The following is a 17,777-nucleotide window of genomic DNA, read 5'->3' as shown; positions in this document are numbered from 1 at the left end:
GCTCGCCACCCTCCTGGAGACACTGGTGGAGGAGACCGAGGAGCGGCTGATGATCGGCGGCACCGCCAATCTCACCCGCTTCGTGCACGACTTCCCGCTGACCATCCGGCCCGTGCCGCCCCCGCGCGCCGTTCCGCACGGCGCTCAGCGCCGCGCCACGCCCTCCGCGCGGGCGGCGGCGGCGACGGCGGAGGTCACCGCCGGGGCGACCCGCTCGTCGAACGGGGAGGGGATCACGCGGTCGGCGCTCAGCTCGTCGGCGACCACCGCTGCCAGTGCCTCGGCGGCGGCCAGCTTCATGCCCTCGGTGATCCTGGAGGCGCGCACCTGGAGGGCGCCGGCGAAGATGCCGGGGAAGGCGAGGACGTTGTTGATCTGGTTCGGGTGGTCGCTGCGGCCGGTGGCGACGACCGAGGCGTACTTGCGGGCGACGTCCGGATGGATCTCCGGAGTGGGGTTGGCCATGGCGAAGACGAAGGCGTCCTCCGCCATCCTCGCGACGGCCTCCTCGGGGACCGTGCCGCCGCTGACGCCGATGAAGACGTCCGCGCCGTCCATCGCGGACTCCAGCGATCCGCTCAGTCCGGCCTTGTTGGTGAAGCCCGCCAGCTCCCGCTTGACGTCGGTGAGGTCGGTGCGGTCGGCCGAGACGATGCCCTTGCGGTCGCAGACCGCCACGTCGCCGATGCCGGCCTCCACCAGGATCCGGGCGATGGCCACCCCGGCCGCGCCGGCCCCGGAGATCACGGCGCGCAGCTCGCCGAGCGCGATGCCGCGCAGCCGGGCGGCGTTGCGCAGCGCGGCGAGCGTGACGACCGCCGTGCCGTGCTGGTCGTCGTGGAAGACCGGGATGTCCAGGCTCTCCTGGAGCCTGCGCTCGATCTCGAAGCAGCGCGGAGCGGAGATGTCCTCCAGGTTGACGCCGCCGAAGGAGGGCGCGAGCCGGACGACGGTCTCCACGATCTCGTCCACGTCGGTACAGTCCAGTGCGATCGGGACCGCGTCCACACCGCCGAACTGCTTGAAGAGGATCGCCTTGCCCTCCATCACCGGCAGCGACGCCCGCGGGCCGATGTCGCCCAGGCCCAGCACCGCGGTGCCGTCCGTGACGACCGCGACGACCTGCGACTTCCAGGTGTAGTCGTGAACCAGCTCCGGCTGCTCGGCGATGGCGCTGCACACCTTGGCCACACCCGGCGTGTAGGCCAGGGAAAGGTCGTCCGCGTCCCGCACCGGCACGGTCGCCCGGATCGCCATCTTGCCGCCGCGGTGCAGGGCGAACGCCGGATCGATGGCCGGCTCGACGCCGCCGTCCAGCTCGCCCTGGGAATTGACGATCTCCGCTGCCACTGTTTGACCCCTTTGCTGAAATTCCTGATCGAGGGTGGCCGCTGCCTGGTCGAGGCGCGGGCGGGCACCACGTCCGCGGCCTCTCCGGCGGATGGGGCCGCCGTCGAGGGGGTAACGGACGCCGGGCGCGTCGCACTCACGCCCTGGTCCCCGGGTGAGGGGTGTAACTGCTCTTTCTACCGGATGAGCGCCCCCACGCACGAATGCCTTACGTCTCACCGGCTGCCCGGGGAGCGCGCCGGACATGGGAATCCTGGGCAAAGAACCTGTAGGGAGGGTGGAAAGCCGCTTAACGACACGAGGGGGAAGTGATGAAGCTCTCCCTCCCGTGTGCGCGTCTCCGCTCATTCGAGCGGGCACGACCGAGCGGGTGGTGGCATACGTCTCGTCAGGCGCCGATCGTTCCCGGTCGCCTGTTATCCGATTTTGACATGGCTGCCATCCTGGCCTCGGGTGTCCGGATGGCAAGATGCCCCCATCACGCAGTGTCGCCGCACGCCCGGGCGTGCCCGGCCGACCACCGGATACCTCACACCACTCCGCAGGAGGACCTTCCATGACCGCACGCACCAACCGCCCCCTGCCCTCGGTGGAAGGCTCCCGCAGGCCGTCCGCGCGCCGGCGCCTGGCCGCCGCCGCGGCCGTCGCGCTCACCGGCTCCCTGCTGCTGACCGCGTGCGGGGACCAGACCGACGAGGGCGGCAAGGGCAGCGGAGACACCGAGTCGAAGAGCTCCGAGGCCCCGCTGTTCGACAAGCTTCCCAAGGACATCCAGTCCGCCGGCGTCATCAAGGTCGGCTCGGACATCGCCTATGCGCCGGTCGAGTTCTACGACGAGAACGACGAGATCGCCGGTATCGACCCCGATCTGGGCGAGGCCCTGGGCAAGCAGCTCGGCGTCGAGTTCGAGTTCGGCAACGGCACCTTCGACGGGCTGATCACCGGTCTGAGCTCCGGCCGCCACGACATCATCATGTCGGCGATGACCGACACCAGGCAGCGACAGGAAGGCCTGGACGACAAGGGCGAGAAGGTCGGCGAGGGCGTCGACTTCGTCGACTACTTCCGCGCCGGTTCCACCATCCTGGTCAAGAAGGGCAACCCGGAGGGCATCAAGTCCCTGGACGATCTCTGCGGCGAGACCGTGGCGCTCCAGCGCGGTACGGCGAACGAGGATCTCGCCGAGACGCAGAGTGAGAAGTGCGACAAGCCGATCAAGATCCTCGCCTTCGACAAGGACACCGAGGCGCTTCTCCAGGTCAAGCAGGGCCGTGCGGTCGCCGACATCAACGACTACCCGGTCGCCGCGTACAACGCCAAGACCTCCGGTGGCGGCGAGGACTTCGAGGTCGTCGGCGACCAGATCGACGCCGCCCCCTACGGCATCGCCGTCAGCAAGGAGAACACCCAGCTGCGCGACGCCATCAAGGCTGCCCTGGACGCCATCATCGACAACGGCGAGTACCAGAAGGTGCTGGAGAAGTGGGAGGTCACCGACGCCGGCGTCGAGGAGGCCACCGTCAACGGCGGCGAGTGAGCCGCACGGACTCCATAGTTCCACAGCAAAGGTAACTCTCCGTGTCCGAACTTGAAGACAAGGCACCATCCACTCCGGTGCCGGCCCCCGACCCCGAGGGCGGCGGAACCGGAGCGGGCGGCGCGGTGCCGGTGGCCAAGAGCTCCCCGGTCCCGCCCGAGGCCGTCAAGGCCATTCCGGTGCGCCACTACGGCCGCTGGATAAGCGCCGCGATCGTGCTCGTCCTGTTCGGCCTGGTGGTGGCGGCCTTCGTGGGCGCCGACATCACCTGGCCGACGGTGGGGCGCTACCTCAACCACGAGACGATCCTCACCGGTGCGGCCAACACCCTGTGGATCACCCTGCTCGCCATGCTCATGGGCGTGGTGCTGGGAACGATCCTCGCGGTGATGCGGCTGTCGAAGAACCCCGTGATGTCCTCGGTGGCCTGGGGTTACATCTGGGTCTTCCGCGGCACCCCCGTCCTGGTGCAGTTGCTGATCTGGTACAATCTGGCGCTGATCTTCCCGATCCTGGACCTGGGCTTCTACCGCGACGAGATGAACGACGTGATGACGCCGTTCCTCGCCGCGCTGCTGGGCCTGGGCCTGAACGAGGCCGCCTACATGGCCGAGATCAGCCGCGCGGGCATCCAGTCGGTGGACGAGGGCCAGACCGAGGCGGCCCACGCACTCGGCATGACCGGCTCGCGCACCATGCGGCGCATCGTGCTGCCGCAGGCCATGCGGGTCATCATCCCGCCGACCGGCAACGAGTTCATCAACATGCTCAAGACCTCGTCGCTGGCCTACGCCATCCAGTACAGCGAGCTGCTGTTCTCCGCCACCAGGATCTCCTCGCGCAACCTGGAGGTGATGGAGCTGCTGCTGGTGGCGACCATCTGGTACCTGATCCTCACCACGGTCCTCAGCGTCGGCCAGTACTACCTGGAGCGCTACTTCCAGCGCGGCTCCTCCCGCAGTCTGCCGCCCACACCGTGGCAGCGGGTGCGCGGGAGCCTCACCTCGTTCCGCACGCCGAGCCGGGTGGGAGGGAAGACGGTATGACCACCCCCGCTGTCCCGATGGTGAAGGCGGAGGGCGTCCACAAGTCCTTCGGCCACGCCCACATCCTCAAGGGCATCGACCTGGAGGTCGCCGCGGGCGAGGTGTTCTGCCTGGTCGGCCCGTCCGGCTCCGGCAAGTCCACCTTCCTGCGCTGCATCAACCACCTGGAGAAGATCAGCGCCGGGCGGCTGTCGGTCGACGGCCACCTGGTCGGCTACCGGCAGAAGGGCGACAGGCTCTACGAGCTCAAGGAGCGCGAGGTCGCCGCCCAGCGCCGCGACATCGGCATGGTCTTCCAGCGCTTCAACCTCTTCCCGCACATGACCGCGGTGGAGAACGTCATGGAGGCGCCCGTCCAGGTCAAGGGCGAGTCGAAGGCGGCGGCCCGGGAACGGGCCCTGAAGCTGCTGGAGCGGGTCGGACTGGGCAACCGTACGGACAACTACCCCTCCCAGCTCTCCGGCGGCCAGCAGCAGCGCGTGGCCATCGCCCGCGCGCTGGCGATGGAGCCCAAGCTGATGCTCTTCGACGAGCCCACCTCGGCGCTCGACCCGGAGCTGGTCGGCGAGGTGCTGGACGTCATGCGCGGGCTGGCCGAGGACGGCATGACGATGATCGTCGTCACCCACGAGATGGGCTTCGCCCGGGAGGTCGGCGACTCGCTGGTCTTCATGGACGACGGCGTGGTCGTCGAGTCGGGCCATCCGCGCGATGTGCTGACCGATCCGCAGCACGAGCGGACCAAGGCGTTCCTGTCGAAGGTCCTCTGAGCGGCGGGACGCCGCCGTGGGGGGGGGGGGGGGGGGGGGGGGGGGGGGGGGGGGGGGCCGCGCCCGGCCCGCCCCGCGCGCCCCCCCCCCCCGCGCCCCGCGCCCCCCGCGCCCCCCCCCCCCCCCCCCCCCCCCCCCCCCCCCCCTTCGGCCTTTCCCGTGCCGTCGCACCGCCGGCCGCCCCGGCGGGCCGGCGGCGAGTGTCACACCGCTGTCCTGTTCCCCGGCGGCCCGGCACGTCCTAGGGTTTGGATCATGTTTGCTGCCTATGCCGCGCGCACCGACCGTGACAAGCCGCTGAGCGGACTCGAGCTGGGCGAGCGTCCGGAGCCGGACGTTCCGCTCGGCTGGACGACCATCGACGTCAAGGCGGCCTCCCTCAACCACCACGACCTGTGGTCCCTGCGCGGCGTCGGCCTGGGCGAGGAGTCGCTGCCGATGATCCTCGGCTGCGACGCGGCCGGGGTGGACGCCGACGGCAACGAGGTCGTGCTCTACTCCGTCGTCGGCGCGACCGGGCACGGGGTCGGGCCGCGCGAGCGGCCCTCGATCCTGACCGAGAAGTACCAGGGCACTTTCGCCGAGCGGGTCGCCGTACCGCAGTGGAACGTCCTGCCCAAGCCGAAGGAGCTCTCCTTCGAGGAGGCCGCCTGCCTGCCGACGGCCTGGCTGACCGCGTACCGGATGCTCTTCACCAACGCAGAGGTGCGACCCGGGGACTCCGTCCTGGTGCAGGGCGCGGGCGGCGGAGTCGCCACGGCGGCCATCGTGCTGGGCGCCGCGGCGGGCCTGCGGGTCTTCGCCACCAGCCGCGACGAGGCCAAGCGCGGGCGGGCCGAGGAGCTGGGCGCCGAGGCCGCCTTCGAGAGCGGCGCGCGGCTGCCGCACCGGATGGACGCGGTGATCGAGACGGTCGGGGCCGCCACCTGGTCCCACTCGGTGAAGTCCCTCAAGCCCGGCGGAAGGCTGGTCATCTCGGGTGCCACCAGCGGCCCGAACCCGCCCGCCACCGAGCTGAACCGGATCTTCTTCCTGGAGCTGAAGGTCGTCGGCTCCACGATGGGCTCCAAGGAGGAACTGGCCGGGCTGCTGAACTTCTGCGCGGCCAAGGGCGTCCGCCCGGTGATCGACTCCACGCTGCCGCTGGACCGGGCCCGCGAGGGCTTCGAGAAGATGGCGGCGGGCGATCTCTTCGGCAAGATCGTCCTGACGGTCTGACGCGTCCGGGGCCCGTCCCGCCCGTGGGACGGGCCCCGCGGGACTACTCCTTCGGGCCCTCCGGATCACGCGACCGCAGCAGGGAGACGAGGTGGCCCGCCGCCGTCGACAGATGGCGGCGGGCCTCGCGCAGCTGCTCCTCGCCCACGCCGTGGTCGCGGGCCGCGTCCCGCACGTCGTCGCGGAACCGGTCCAGCAGCCGCTCCAGATCGCGCCCGGGGTCGCCGGAGGGCGTGGCGGGCTCCTCCGCCCACTCCGGGGCCGGCTCCCGCGCCGGACCCGTCCGCCCGTCCGGCTCCGTGTGCTTCGGACGGGACGTGCTCCGGCCACCGGCTCCGCCCGGGTCCCCCAGACCGCCCAGGTGCCTGCCCAGCTCCGACATACCCGCGCGCACCGCGCCCTGCCAGTCGCCCTGGCGGGCGTGCGACTGCACCTGCTCCTGAACCCGGCGGGCGATCCGCTCGGCCTCCTGGCGGGCGGCGTCCCGGGCCTGCCGGGCCTTGCGCGCCTGGAGCCTGGCCTGCTGGGCCTCCCGGCGGGCACGGCTGGCCTGTTCCTTCCACTGCTCACCGGCCCGGCGCATCTCCTCGCGTGCGGCCCGCAGCGCGTCCTTGTCGCCCCAGGTACCTTCCCACGCGCCCTCCCAGGCCTTCTCCCAGCCGGGCGCGGATGTACCACCGCCCTCGCCCTCATCGGCGCCCGGGGTCCGCTCGGCGCCCGGGGTCCGCTCGGCCGCCTCCCGCATCTCGCGGCGCAGGTCGCCGGCCGCGCCGCTGACGTCCTCGCGGATGTCGGCGGCCAGGGCCGCCAGCGACTGGTGGAGCTCCAGCTCCAGCTCGGTCAGCTCTCCCTGCCTGTCGGTGAGTTCGGAGCGGCCGGCGTCGGTGAGCGAGTAGACCTTGCGACCGCCCTCGGTGGTGTGACTGACCAGGCCCTCGGCCTCCAGCTTGGCCAGCCGCGGGTAGACGGTGCCGGCCGAGGGCGCGTACAGCCCCTGGAAGCGCTCCTCCAGCAGCCGGATCACCTCGTAGCCGTGGCGCGGCGCCTCGTCGAGCAGCTTCAGCAGGTACAGGCGCAGTCGGCCGTGGGCGAAGACGGGGGGCATGTCACACGTCCTTACGGGGGGAGGGCTCGGCCGGCGCGGGTGTGCCGTCGGCCGTGAAGGGCGCGCCGGCCTCCTCGTCGGCCTCCGGCTCCGGGCGGCGCAGCAGGGCGATCGAGCCGGAGACGGTGGTGGCCCGCAGCAGTCCGTCGCCCGCGCCGAGGGTGCCGGTGATCCGCCTGGCGCCCCACTGCCCGGAGATCCGCAGGCCCTCGAAGGCGCAGGAGAGCGCGCCCCCGGCGGTGCCCGCCTCCACCGCGGCGTCGGCCGGCTCCGGCAGCCGCAGGGCTATCCCGCCCGACACGGAGTTCAGCCGGACGTCGGTGCGCCGCTCCCGGGCCGGGGCCAGATCGACCGTCATGTCGCCGCTGACGGAGTCGGCCCGCACCGGCGAGCAGCCGTCGATGACCGTCAGATCGCCGGAGACGGAGTTGAAGCGCAGGCCCCCCGTCACGCCCTGCGCCTGGACACCGCCGGAGACGGTGTCGGCCCGTATGTCGCCGCGCAGGCCCACCAGCGTGATGCCGCCGGTGATCCCGCGGACCTCGGTGCGCCCCTCGATCCCGGTGACCACCGCGTCGGCGCCGACCACGCCGACCTCGACCCGGACGCCGGCGGGCACGGCGAGCGAGACGTCGGCGCTGTGCCGCCACGTCTCGCGGTCCAGGAGGGTGAGGAAGCCCTTCCAGGGCAGGTCGTCGTAGGCGACCGTGAGGGTGCCGTCCTCCAGGCGGACGGTCAGCGGAGGCCCGGTGACGGCCCCGACCTCCAGCCTGGCGGGCGGGGCGGCGGCGCCGACGACGTTCACCGCGCCGCCCACGACGCGTACCCGCAGGGTGTGGACGTCCTCGTCGAGGACGAGCCCGCACGGCGCGTCCACGGACCACTCGGACCGGCCTGACACGGCGGCCTCCCCTGCATCGGCGTACGACGACATATCGCGTCTTGGTGAAGACACGATATATCGCGGAGGCGGGAAGTCAAGGAGACCGCTCGGCCGGACCGCGGGCGCGGTCACCGCCCGCCGTCACTCGTCCTCGTCGTCCAGGCGGGCCAGCCAGGTCGCCAGCCGCTCGACGGGCACCTCGAAGTCGGGGTTGAGGTCGACGAAGGTCCGCAGCTGCTCGGAGAGCCACTCGAAGGTGACCTCCTCCTCGCCGCGCCGCTGCGCCAGCTCCTCGATACCGCGGTCGGTGAAGTACATGGATGTCTCCCTGTCCGGGCCGGATGGTGTGCGTCGGTACCACGGGCACGGGGCCCGCACCCGCGCCCCCCCCGGGGGGGTGCCGCGGGCGCCCCCGGCCCGGCCCCCCCCCCGCGGACCTCAGAGGTCGAAGACCTCGTCGACCAGCTGCTGCTGCTCGGACTGGTGGCGCTTGGCGGAGCCCACCGCCGGGGAGGAGGACGACGGACGCGAGACCCGGCGCAGCCGGTCCGCGTTCGGGGCCTTCCCCGAGCCGATGAACAGGTCGAGGTGGTCCACCAGGTTGAGGGCGATGAACGGCCACGCGCCCTGGTTCGCCGGCTCCTCCTGCGCCCACACGATCGTCGAGGCGCCGGAGTAGCGGGCCATCTCGGCCTGGATCTCCTTGCTGGGCAGCGGGTACAGCCGCTCCAGCCGGATGATCGCGGTGTCGGTCACGCCCCGCTTGCTCCGCTCGGCGGCGAGGTCGTAGTAGACCTTGCCGGAGCAGAAGACGACCTTGCGCACCTGCGCCGGGTCCACCGAGGCGTCGCCGATCACCGGACGGAAGCCGCCGGAGGTGAACTCCGCCGCCTTCGAGGTCGCCGCCTTGAGCCGGAGCATCGACTTCGGGGTGAAGACGATCAGCGGCTTGTGGTGCGGGTTGTGCACCTGCCAGCGCAGCAGGTGGAAGTAGTTCGACGGCAGGGTCGGCGCCGCGACCGTCATGCTGTTCTGCGCGCACAGCTGGAGGAAGCGCTCGATCCGGGCCGAGGAGTGGTCCGGGCCCTGGCCCTCGTAACCGTGCGGCAGCAGCAGCGTGACGCCGGAGGTCTGGCCCCACTTCTGCTCGGCCGAGGAGATGAACTCGTCCACGACCGTCTGGGCGCCGTTGACGAAGTCGCCGAACTGCGCCTCCCACATCACCAGCGCCTCGGGACGGGCCAGGGAGTAGCCGTACTCGAAGCCCATCGCCGCGTACTCGCTCAGCAGCGAGTCGTAGACGTTGAAGCGCGCCTGGTCCTCGGACAGGTACAGCAGCGGGGTGTAGTCATCGCCGGTCTCCCGGTCCACCAGCACCGCGTGGCGCTGGCCGAAGGTGCCGCGGCGGGAGTCCTGTCCGGCCAGCCGGACGGGGGTGCCCTCCATCAGCAGCGAGCCGACGGCGAGCGTCTCGCCCATCGCCCAGTCGATCCTGTCCTCCTCCACCATCGCCGCACGGCGCTGGAGCTGCGGCATCAGCCTGGGATGGACGGTGATCCGCTCGGGGATGTTGACCTGGGACTCGGCGATCCGCTTGAGGACCTCCCCGCTGACGCCGGTGTCCACCGAGACCGGGAACTCCGCCCGCGGGGCCGGCATCTCCGCCGGAGCCGGCTGGCTGGTGGCGTCGCGGACCTCGGTGAAGACCTTCTCCAACTGCCCCTGGAAGTCCTGGAGAGCCTGCTCGGCCTCCTCCAGGGTGATGTCGCCCCGGCCGATCAGCGACTCGGTGTAGAGCTTGCGCACCGAGCGCTTCTTGTCGATCAGGTTGTACATCACCGGCTGGGTGAAGTGCGGGTTGTCGGCCTCGTTGTGACCGCGGCGGCGGTAGCAGATGAGGTCGATCACCACGTCCTTGTTGAACGCCTGGCGGAACTCGAAGGCCAGCCGCGCCACGCGCACGCACGCCTCCGGGTCGTCGCCGTTGACGTGGAAGACCGGCGCCTCGATCATCCGCGCCACGTCCGTGGCGTACATCGAGGAGCGTGCCGACTCCGGCGGGGCGGTGAAACCGACCTGGTTGTTGATGACCACGTGCACGGTGCCGCCGGTGCGGTAGCCGCGCAGCTGCGACATGTTCAGCGTCTCGGCCACCACGCCCTGGCCCGCGAAGGCCGCGTCGCCGTGGAGCTGGACGGGCAGGACGGTGAAGTCCGTGCCGCCCTTGCCGATGATGTCCTGCTTGGCGCGGGCCACACCCTCCACGACCGGGTCCACGGCCTCCAGGTGGGAGGGGTTGGCGGTGAGGGAGACCTTGATCTCCTCGCCGTCCAGGCCGGTGAAGGTGCCCTCGGCGCCCAGGTGGTACTTCACGTCGCCGGAGCCGTGCATCGACTTCGGGTCGAGGTTGCCCTCGAACTCGCGGAAGATCTGGGCGTAGGACTTGCCCACGATGTTGGCCAGCACGTTGAGGCGGCCGCGGTGGGCCATGCCGACGACGACCTCGTCCAGACGCGCCTCGGCGGCGGCGTCGAGCACGGCGTCCAGCATCGGGATGACGGACTCGCCGCCCTCCAGCGAGAAGCGCTTCTGGCCCACGTACTTGGTCTGCAGGAAGACCTCGAACGCCTCGGCGGCGTTCAGCCTGCGCAGGATGCGCAGCTGCTCGTCGCGCTCCAGGGAGGAGTGCGGGCGCTCGACGCGGTCCTGGATCCACTTGCGCTGCTTGGGGTCCTGGATGTGCATGTACTCGATGCCGGTGGTGCGGCAGTACGAGTCGCGCAGCACGCCCAGGATGTCGCGCAGCTTCATCAGGGACTTGCCGGCGAAACCGCCGACCGCGAACTCCCGCTCCAGGTCCCACAGGGTGAGACCGTGCTCGGTGATGTCCAGGTCGGGGTGCTTGCGCTGCTTGTACTCCAGCGGGTCGGTGTCGGCCATGACGTGGCCGCGGACCCGGTAGGAGTGGATCAGGTCGAAGACGCGGGCGGCCTTGGTGACGTCGTCGTCGTGGGAGACGTCGATGTCGCGCAGCCAGCGCACCGGCTCGTAGGGGATGCGCAGCGCCTTGAAGATCTCGTCGTAGAAGTCGTTCTCGCCGAGCAGCAGCTGGTGCATGATCCGCAGGAACTCGCCGGAGGCGGCGCCCTGGATCACACGGTGGTCGTAGGTGCTGGTCAGCGTCATGACCTTGGAGACGCCCAGCTTGTTCAGGGTGTCCTGCGAGGTGCCCTGGAACTCCGCCGGGTACTCCATCGCGCCGACGCCGATGATCAGGCCCTGGCCGGGCATCAGGCGCGGCACCGAGTGGACGGTGCCGATGCCGCCGGGGTTGGTCAGCGACGCGGTGACGCCGGAGAAGTCCTCCATCGTCAGCTTGTTGTTCCGGGCGCGGCGCACGATGTCCTCGTAGGCCTGCCAGAACTCGAAGAAGGTCAGCGTCTCGGCCTTCTTGATGGCGGCCACCACGAGCTGGCGGGCGCCGCCCGGCTTCACCAGGTCGATGGCCAGGCCGAGGTTGACGTGGTCGGGCTTGACCAGCGTCGGCTTGCCGTCCCTCTCGGTGTACGAGTGGTTCATCGACGGCATCGCCTTGAGCGCCTGCACCATGGCGTAGCCGATGAGGTGCGTGAAGGACACCTTGCCGCCGCGGGCGCGCTTGAGGTGGTTGTTGATGACGATGCGGTTGTCGACCAGCAGCTTCACCGGGATCGCGCGCACCGACGTGGCGGTGGGCAGCTCCAGCGAGGCGTTCATGTTCCGGGCGACCGCGGCGGACGGGCCGCGCAGCGGCACGTACTCCGGGCCGGCCGCCCCGCCGTCCCCGCTGTCGGCGGACTCGCTCCCGGCGGGCGCGGCCTTGGCGGCGGACTCGCTCTTCGTGGGGGTGGCCTTGGCCGCGGGCTCGCTCTTCGGGGGAGCGGGCTCGGCGGCCTTGGCCGCGGGAGCCTCGGTGGACTTCGCGGCGGGCGCCGTCCGCCGCGGCTGGGGGGCCTGTGACGCCTGGGGCTCGCCCGCGGGCTTCGACGCGCTGGGGGCCGCGGCTCCTCCGGCGGCCTGTCCGGGCTTGTAGTCGGCGAAGAAGTCCCACCAGGCCCGGTCCACGGAGTTCGGGTCCTGGAGGTACTGCTGGTAGATCTCGTCGACGAGCCACTCGTTGGCACCGAAGCCGGCGGCAGGACTCTTGCCCTGCCCGTCCTGCTCGGTCCTGGGAGAACTCGAAGTCTTGGGGGCCTGTGGCGACACGGCGGCAACCGCCCTCTTCCGCTTACCTGTGTGGGTGGACAGCAGAAATAAAGGCTACGCTCCCTGCGCCGTTCGGTGCAGTCGGCATGGTGTTTGCGTCGCCTAAGTCACATTCACAGGTGTGTTTCGGCGCATTCTTCGGCGGGAAACGAACATAGTTCGCCTGCTTCGGGGAAGGAGGCGCCCAGGGAGTGGCCCCGCCTCGCTCCCTCACCTCGCGGCTGCTTCGAGCCTACGTCAACTCCGGTCCGGGCGTATCGCCGGGAAGAGTGACGAGGATCCGGCAGCCGCTCGGGGACTCGGCCACTCCGATCCGCCCGCCGTGCAGGTCCACCGCCCAGCGCGCGATGGCCAGCCCCAGCCCCGTGCCGCCGTCGCCGCCCTCGGCCGAGGCCGAGCGGCCGAAGCGCTCGAACACCCTGGCGCGGTCCGCCTCCGGGATCCCCGGGCCCTCGTCCAGCACCTCCAGCTCCAGACTCAGCGGCGCCCGGCCGGGACGCGCCCGCACCGTCACCCGGCCGTGGGGCGGACTGTGCTTGACGGCGTTGTCGATCAGGTTGGCGACCACCTGGTGCAGCCGCTCGGTGTCGGCGTACGCGACCATGCTCGAGGGGGTCACCTCCAGATGGAGGTGGACGTCGGTGCGGGAGTGCCCCTGACCCTTGGTCATGTTGGCCTCCTTGAGCACGCCCGCCAGGTAGGGCCACACCTCGAAACGGCGGGAGTGCAGCGGCACCACCCCGTTGTCGAGCCTGGACAGGTCCAGCAGGTGCTCCACCAGGCGGCCCAGGCGCTCGGTCTGCCGCAGCGCGATGTCCATCGTCGCCGGATCGGCCTCGGAGACCCCGTCCACCACGTTCTCCAGCACCGCGCGCAGTGCCGCGATCGGGGTGCGCAGTTCGTGCGAGACGTTGGCCACCAGCTCCTTGCGGTGCCGGTCGGCGGCCGCCAGATCGGCGGCCATGCTGTTGAAGGTCCCGGCCAGCTCGCCCAGCTCGTCGCGGCGGTCCACGCGGACCCGCCGGCTGTAGTCGCCACGGGCCATCCAGCGGGCGGCGTCCGTCATCTCGTCCAGCGGCGCGGCCAGCCCGTGCGCCACGAACTGGGTGACCACCAGCGAGGCGATCACCGCGAGCAGGGCGATCACCCGCAGCTCGATGGCCGAGTGGACCGCGACGATGGTCAGCAGGGTGGTGATGGCCACCGTGACGATCACCAGCGCGCCCAGCGCGGCCTTCACCGAGCGGAACGGGTCCACGGGGCGCACGCCCTCCCAGAACCGGTTCCACAGGGAGCGCCGGCCGCGGCCCGCGCCCGGCGCGCTCACGTCCAGTCGGGGGCGGGCGCGGGCGTCTCCAGCGCGTAGCCGACGCCGTGGACGGTGCGTATCCGCTCCGCGCCGATCTTCCGGCGCAGCGCCTTGATGTGGCTGTCGACCGTACGGGTGCCCGAGGCGTCCGCCCAGTCCCACACCTCGGCCAGCAGCTGCTCGCGGGAGAGCACCGCGCGGGGGGAGTTGGCCAGGCAGACCAGCAGGTCGAACTCGGTCGGGGTGAGGTGGACGTCCCGGCCGGAGACCCGCACCCGGCGCTGGGCGTTGTCGATCTCCAGCTCGCCCAGCCGCAGCGTGCCCGAGCGCGGGGAGGACGCGGCGATCGCGGCCCGCTCCACGCGGCGCAGCAGGACGTGGGCGCGCGCGACCAGCTCTCGCATGGAGAAGGGCTTGGTCATGTAGTCGTCCGCGCCGACCCCCAGGCCGACCAGCATGTCGGTCTCGTCGTCCCGGGCGGTGAGCATCAGCACCGGAACCGGCCGCTGCGCCTGCACCCGGCGGCAGACCTCCAGGCCGTCGAAGCCCGGCAGCATCACGTCCAGCACCAGCAGGTCGGGCTGCCACGCCTCGGCCGCCTCCACCGCCGCCGGGCCGTCCCCGGCGGTGCGGACCTGGAAGCCCTCGGCGCGCAGCCGGGCGGCGACCGCCTCGGTGATGGTCGGATCGTCCTCCACGACCAGGATCCGGCGCCGGGCGCCCGGGGTGGCCGCGGCGGCGCCGTGGGACTGCGTGGTGTTCCTGTGGTCCATACGTCTCGCCCTACCGCTCGGTTTCTCGCTAGAGCGTAAAGGGCGCGTGTGCGGTGCGCTACGCCGGTCGGGTGGCCAGGTGGACCACGTCCGGGACTCCTCGGGCGACGGGCACCTCTTCGGTGCGCACCCGCGTGAACCCGGCATTCCGGAGCGCCTCGCCGAACGCCCCGGACGGTTGCGCGGACCACACGGCCAGCACCCCGTGCGGGGCGAGCCGCCGGGCGCACGCGGCGAGCCCGGCGGGGGTGTAGAGCGAGCCGTTGTCCTCGGTGACCGTCCAGTCCGGGCCGTTGTCGACGTCCAGGCACAGGGCGTCGTACGGGTCGCCGCCGCCGGTCAGGTGTGCCAGGAGGTCGGTGCGGACGATCCGCACCCGGGGATCGGCCAGAGCGCCGGAGGAGACCTCGCCGAGCGGGCCGTCGCGGTGCCAGTCGATCACCGCCTCCTCCCGCTCGACCACAGTGATCCGCCCCCAGCGCGGCTCGGCCGCCGCCTCGGCCAGCGAGAAGCCGGCGCCCAGCCCGCCGATCAGCACGGCCGGCGAGGGCCGGCCGCCACCGGCGTCCAGCTCCCGGAGCGCGGCCCTCACCAGCAGACGCTCGGATCGGCCGTCGGAGGTGTCCATCAGGAAGCAGCCGTTGGCGATGATCTGGAGCAGCTCACCGTGCCGCCGCAGCACGACCTCGCCGTGGGGGCCGTCGCGGCGGTCCAGCACGCGGGGAGCGCCGGCCCCGTGGCCGGCCGTCGTCTCGTACGGAGGGTAGGGGGAGCGCGTGTCGGCCGTCATGCCGGTCATCCTGCCGGTGGCAGGCACGGAGCGGCGGGCGGGCCGGCGAGCGCGGTGATCGCTCGCAGCGAACACATGACGGGGAACACGGCGCGCCTCCCGGACGGCGGGAGGGCATCGAGCGGCTTCGGCTCGACCCGCCCGCGGAAGGAGACCACGTCCCCGTCGCCCGTGACGCTCACCCCGCCCGGGGCGGTGGTGCCGTCGGACCCGCGTCGGCGCGATGCCGGGCCCGATCGTACGGGCCGTCAAGCGGCCGGCCCGGTGAACCCGGTCGTGGCCCGGCCGGGCGGCTTCCCGGCGGGTGTCCGCCGGGGAGCCGGCCAGAACTCCACCAGTACGGCCGTCGCGTCGTCGTGCGCCTTGCCGCGCGGGAAGGCCGCGCCGGCGCGGTCGGCCGACTCCGCGGTGCGCACCCGGCCGATCAGCGACCGGGGCCCCTCCTCGCGGAGCACCGTCATCAGCGCGGTCCGGTCGCCCAGGCGGAAGATGTCCGTCCAACGTGTCGCACCGTCGCTCAACGCGGCCAGCGCGCGCACCCGTTCGCGGGGCGCCGAGCCCACCACCGCGCGACCGGCCACCGCCGGGTCGGCCGCGGCGGTGAAGAAGCCGCCCTCCGCGTTGCGCAGGGACTCCAGGTACGCGGCCCGCTCGGCCGGGGGCAGCGCCCGCGCGGCGGGCCGCAGACCGTCCAGCCGGGTGTCGAGGACGGGCGTCACCGATCCGTCCGCGTACTCCACCAGCAGCGCCGAATCGGAGAGCACCAGGTGCTCGACGGCCGAGTCGTCCCAGCGGGCCAGCACCACCGTTGCCTGCGGAGTGCGGGAGTGAGAAAGGTCACACCCCGGACCGTGGGAGGAGGCGGTCCGGCCGATGGCGGAGGCGAGGCACTCCTCGAGTGTCATATCCCGCCGCGAACCGGACAGTTCGAGCAGTGCCCCGCCCAGACGGGCCACGTACCACGGCACGCCGTGCGCGCACCCGGTGTACTCCGCGGGCGGAGTCACGCCGTCCAGCACCACCAGCGCCCCGCCGCTTCCCGCCGCAGGTAGGGCTACTGACGCGTAGTCCTCGTTGGGGACCTGGGGGTCGCCGGGCTCGCTCGCCATCTCGATCCGCATGCGCGCCAGTGTGCCGGAGCGGGCCCGGTGGAGCGGGGCAGGTCTGGACCAGTGTCGCGACCTGCGGCTCTTCGCCGGAGTTCCACCGGAATCGGGGTGTCCGCGAAGCGGTGGGCGCGAATGGTGCCAAAAGGCCGGACGGATTTCCAGCCCCCGGCCGGTGTGTGGCCGAACTGGCCGCGACGTGGGAGTTGTTCGGCAACTCTCCGGTGATGTTCACTCCTCCGAGTGGCCCGGCAGGAGGACCGCCTCCGCATCCGCCGCGACGACGGGAACGTCGGCCGCCGCGGACAGCCGTGAACGGACGGGATGCGGTCCCATGCCGCACACATTGGACTGTCGCGTCCCGGACCGGTCCGGGACGGCGGAACGAGATTGCGAGCACGGGTGGGCAAGAAGCGACACCGGAGCAGCCGGCGGGACCACCAGGACGGCGCGGCATCCACACCGCCCCCCGCCGGGCGCCGGGCGCGGGTGCGCAACAGGCTCCTCGCCTCCGTCGTCCTGTGCGCCGCCGCCGTACTCGCCGCGGGCGCGCCCTCGGTGGCCACCGCCTCGCGCGATCTGACCGACTCCCAGCGGCTGGTCGACCGCGCCGACCTGGGACGCCGCGCGGTCTCGCTCTCCCACGCCCTGGCCGACGAGCGCGACGCCGTCGTCCGCCGTATCGCCGCGGGCGGCGGGGAGCCCTCCGAGCGGGAACACGCCCGGGTGGACCGCGGCATCAGGGAGCTGAGGGCCGACGCCCCCGCCGACATACGGGCACTGCTCGACGCCTTCCCCGACATCCGGCAGCGGGCGGCGGCCGGTGAGGGCGGCGCAGTCGAGGCCCACGAGGCGTACACCCGGCTCATCCGGTCCCTCGGCGGCATCACCGCCGCCACCGCCCGCGCCCTGCCCGCACGCGCCGAGAACGCCACGGCCGACGCGTTCCCCGATCTCGGGCGCGCCGTCGAGCATGCCTCCGCCGCCCGTGGGCTGCTGCTGGCCGCGCTCGCCGCGCAGGGCGGGCAACCGCGCCTGACCGCCGCCGCCCAGCAGGCCCACCTGCGCGAGCAGGCCGCCCTCGCGGACTTCGACCAGACCGCACTCGCTTCCGCCCGCGACGCGTACGCCAGGACCGTCACCGGCGCCGAGGTGACGCTGGCCGAGCGCTACCTGGCCCGTCTCACCGACCAGCCGCTGCTGGACCACCGGGACCGCGCCCTGAACACCGACCGGGTCGAGGCCGCGCTCACCGCCCGGGTGGACCGCATGCGCAGCATGGAGTCCTCGCTGGCGGCCGCCGAGGTGAGGAGGCTGGAGGGACTGCGCGACGACGACGTCACGGCGCTGGAGCTGCGCGCCGCCCTGCTCGGGATCTGCCTGCTGCTCGCCGTCGGCATCAGCGTGCAGACCGCGCGTTCGATGGCCCGTCCGCTGGCCGTCCTGCGGCGCGGCGGCGAGCGGGTGGCCGCCGATCCGGTGGGCGAGGACCCGGTGGTCTACACCGGCCGCAACGACGAGTTCGCCGACGTCGTACGCGCCGTCAACCGCCTGCGGGCCACCGCCGTCGAGCTGCACGAGCGCGCCGTCCGGGCCGGGGCGGCGGCCGGGCCCGCGGGGACGGGCCGCGCGCGCGAGGCCGGCG

14 protein-coding genes and 1 pseudogene are annotated in these 17,777 nt (G+C 72.3%); 6 read left to right on the top strand and 9 right to left on the bottom strand.

The features are described from left to right. Window positions 1–115: pseudogene (locus AC2CJA_RS12365) on the top strand (heat-inducible transcriptional repressor HrcA); the annotation flags it as partial. A 29-nt stretch (window positions 116–144) separates the two neighbouring features. Here the strand turns inward: AC2CJA_RS12365 and AC2CJA_RS12360 are convergent. Then, window positions 145–1,350, bottom strand: a complete 1,206-nt coding sequence (locus AC2CJA_RS12360) for an NAD(P)-dependent malic enzyme (protein ID WP_484602731.1) — start codon at window positions 1,348–1,350, stop codon at window positions 145–147. A gap of 556 nt (window positions 1,351–1,906) precedes the next feature. On the opposite strand from AC2CJA_RS12360, the gene AC2CJA_RS12355 reads away from it, so the two are divergent. From AC2CJA_RS12355 to AC2CJA_RS12340, 4 genes are all read left to right on the top strand, one after another. After that, window positions 1,907–2,887: an ABC transporter substrate-binding protein gene (locus AC2CJA_RS12355; protein ID WP_484602730.1), complete on the top strand. Its 981-nt coding sequence runs from the start codon at window positions 1,907–1,909 to the stop codon at window positions 2,885–2,887. Between the two features lie 41 nt (window positions 2,888–2,928). Next, window positions 2,929–3,933: an amino acid ABC transporter permease gene (locus AC2CJA_RS12350; RefSeq protein ID WP_484602729.1), complete on the top strand. Its 1,005-nt coding sequence runs from the start codon at window positions 2,929–2,931 to the stop codon at window positions 3,931–3,933. Continuing rightward, window positions 3,930–4,703: an amino acid ABC transporter ATP-binding protein gene (locus tag AC2CJA_RS12345; protein ID WP_484602728.1), complete on the top strand. Its 774-nt coding sequence runs from the start codon at window positions 3,930–3,932 to the stop codon at window positions 4,701–4,703. The genes AC2CJA_RS12350 and AC2CJA_RS12345 overlap by 4 nt, the downstream gene beginning before the upstream one ends. A gap of 255 nt (window positions 4,704–4,958) precedes the next feature. Next, a complete protein-coding gene (locus AC2CJA_RS12340; protein ID WP_484602727.1) occupies window positions 4,959–5,921 on the top strand; it encodes a zinc-binding dehydrogenase in 963 nt (320 codons plus the stop codon). Between the two features lie 43 nt (window positions 5,922–5,964). On the opposite strand, the gene AC2CJA_RS12335 is transcribed toward AC2CJA_RS12340, so the two are convergent. The 8 genes from AC2CJA_RS12335 to AC2CJA_RS12300 all read right to left on the bottom strand — a co-directional run bounded on the left by AC2CJA_RS12335 (window position 5,965) and on the right by AC2CJA_RS12300 (window position 16,147). Beyond that, on the bottom strand, window positions 5,965–7,026 hold the full coding sequence (locus AC2CJA_RS12335; RefSeq protein WP_484602726.1) for a helix-turn-helix transcriptional regulator: 1,062 nt from the start codon (window positions 7,024–7,026) through the stop codon (window positions 5,965–5,967). Window position 7,027: 1 nt separating this feature from the next. Beyond that, window positions 7,028–7,960 carry a DUF4097 family beta strand repeat-containing protein gene (locus tag AC2CJA_RS12330; protein ID WP_484602725.1) on the bottom strand — a complete coding sequence of 311 codons (933 nt, stop codon included), beginning with the start codon at window positions 7,958–7,960 and terminating at the stop codon, window positions 7,028–7,030. Window positions 7,961–8,050: 90 nt separating this feature from the next. Next, the gene (locus AC2CJA_RS12325) at window positions 8,051–8,227 is read right to left on the bottom strand and encodes a DUF6104 family protein (RefSeq protein WP_093847737.1); all 177 of its coding nucleotides are present in this window, start codon (window positions 8,225–8,227) and stop codon (window positions 8,051–8,053) included. Window positions 8,228–8,347: 120 nt separating this feature from the next. Next, window positions 8,348–12,154, bottom strand: coding sequence for a multifunctional oxoglutarate decarboxylase/oxoglutarate dehydrogenase thiamine pyrophosphate-binding subunit/dihydrolipoyllysine-residue succinyltransferase subunit (locus AC2CJA_RS12320; protein ID WP_484602724.1), 3,807 nt, complete (start codon window positions 12,152–12,154; stop codon window positions 8,348–8,350). A 232-nt stretch (window positions 12,155–12,386) separates the two neighbouring features. Then, window positions 12,387–13,481, bottom strand: a complete 1,095-nt coding sequence (locus AC2CJA_RS12315; protein WP_484602723.1) for a HAMP domain-containing sensor histidine kinase — start codon at window positions 13,479–13,481, stop codon at window positions 12,387–12,389. After that, on the bottom strand, window positions 13,478–14,236 hold the full coding sequence (locus AC2CJA_RS12310) for a response regulator transcription factor (protein WP_484602722.1): 759 nt from the start codon (window positions 14,234–14,236) through the stop codon (window positions 13,478–13,480). Before AC2CJA_RS12310 ends, AC2CJA_RS12315 begins: the two co-directional genes overlap by 4 nt. 58 nt (window positions 14,237–14,294) lie before the next feature. Beyond that, on the bottom strand, window positions 14,295–15,026 hold the full coding sequence (locus AC2CJA_RS12305) for a spermidine synthase family protein (RefSeq protein WP_484602721.1): 732 nt from the start codon (window positions 15,024–15,026) through the stop codon (window positions 14,295–14,297). A gap of 248 nt (window positions 15,027–15,274) precedes the next feature. Continuing rightward, window positions 15,275–16,147: a hypothetical protein gene (locus tag AC2CJA_RS12300; RefSeq protein WP_484602720.1), complete on the bottom strand. Its 873-nt coding sequence runs from the start codon at window positions 16,145–16,147 to the stop codon at window positions 15,275–15,277. Window positions 16,148–16,534: 387 nt separating this feature from the next. Between AC2CJA_RS12300 and AC2CJA_RS12295 the strand changes: the two genes are divergently transcribed. After that, window positions 16,535–17,777: nitrate- and nitrite sensing domain-containing protein (locus AC2CJA_RS12295; protein ID WP_484602719.1), on the top strand; the 1,243-nt coding region annotated here is incomplete at its 3' end.

It is taken from the genome of Streptomyces sp. ATLC9, from assembly GCF_057196705.1.
This window is presented reverse-complemented; position numbering and strand designations above follow the sequence as displayed.

Excerpts from the sequence above, each read along its gene's own strand:
- AC2CJA_RS12355 (WP_484602730.1), top strand. The coding sequence starts at position 1,907 with ATGACCGCACGCACCAACCGCCCCCTGCCCTCGGTGGAAGGCTCCCGC.
- AC2CJA_RS12330 (WP_484602725.1), bottom strand. The coding sequence starts at position 7,960 with ATGTCGTCGTACGCCGATGCAGGGGAGGCCGCCGTGTCAGGCCGGTCC.
- AC2CJA_RS12305 (WP_484602721.1), bottom strand. The coding sequence starts at position 15,026 with ATGACGGCCGACACGCGCTCCCCCTACCCTCCGTACGAGACGACGGCC.
- AC2CJA_RS12335 (WP_484602726.1), bottom strand. The coding sequence starts at position 7,026 with ATGCCCCCCGTCTTCGCCCACGGCCGACTGCGCCTGTACCTGCTGAAG.
- AC2CJA_RS12345 (WP_484602728.1), top strand. The coding sequence starts at position 3,930 with ATGACCACCCCCGCTGTCCCGATGGTGAAGGCGGAGGGCGTCCACAAG.
- AC2CJA_RS12340 (WP_484602727.1), top strand. The coding sequence starts at position 4,959 with ATGTTTGCTGCCTATGCCGCGCGCACCGACCGTGACAAGCCGCTGAGC.
- AC2CJA_RS12310 (WP_484602722.1), bottom strand. The coding sequence starts at position 14,236 with ATGGACCACAGGAACACCACGCAGTCCCACGGCGCCGCCGCGGCCACC.
- AC2CJA_RS12325 (WP_093847737.1), bottom strand. The coding sequence starts at position 8,227 with ATGTACTTCACCGACCGCGGTATCGAGGAGCTGGCGCAGCGGCGCGGC.
- AC2CJA_RS12300 (WP_484602720.1), bottom strand. The coding sequence starts at position 16,147 with ATGCGGATCGAGATGGCGAGCGAGCCCGGCGACCCCCAGGTCCCCAAC.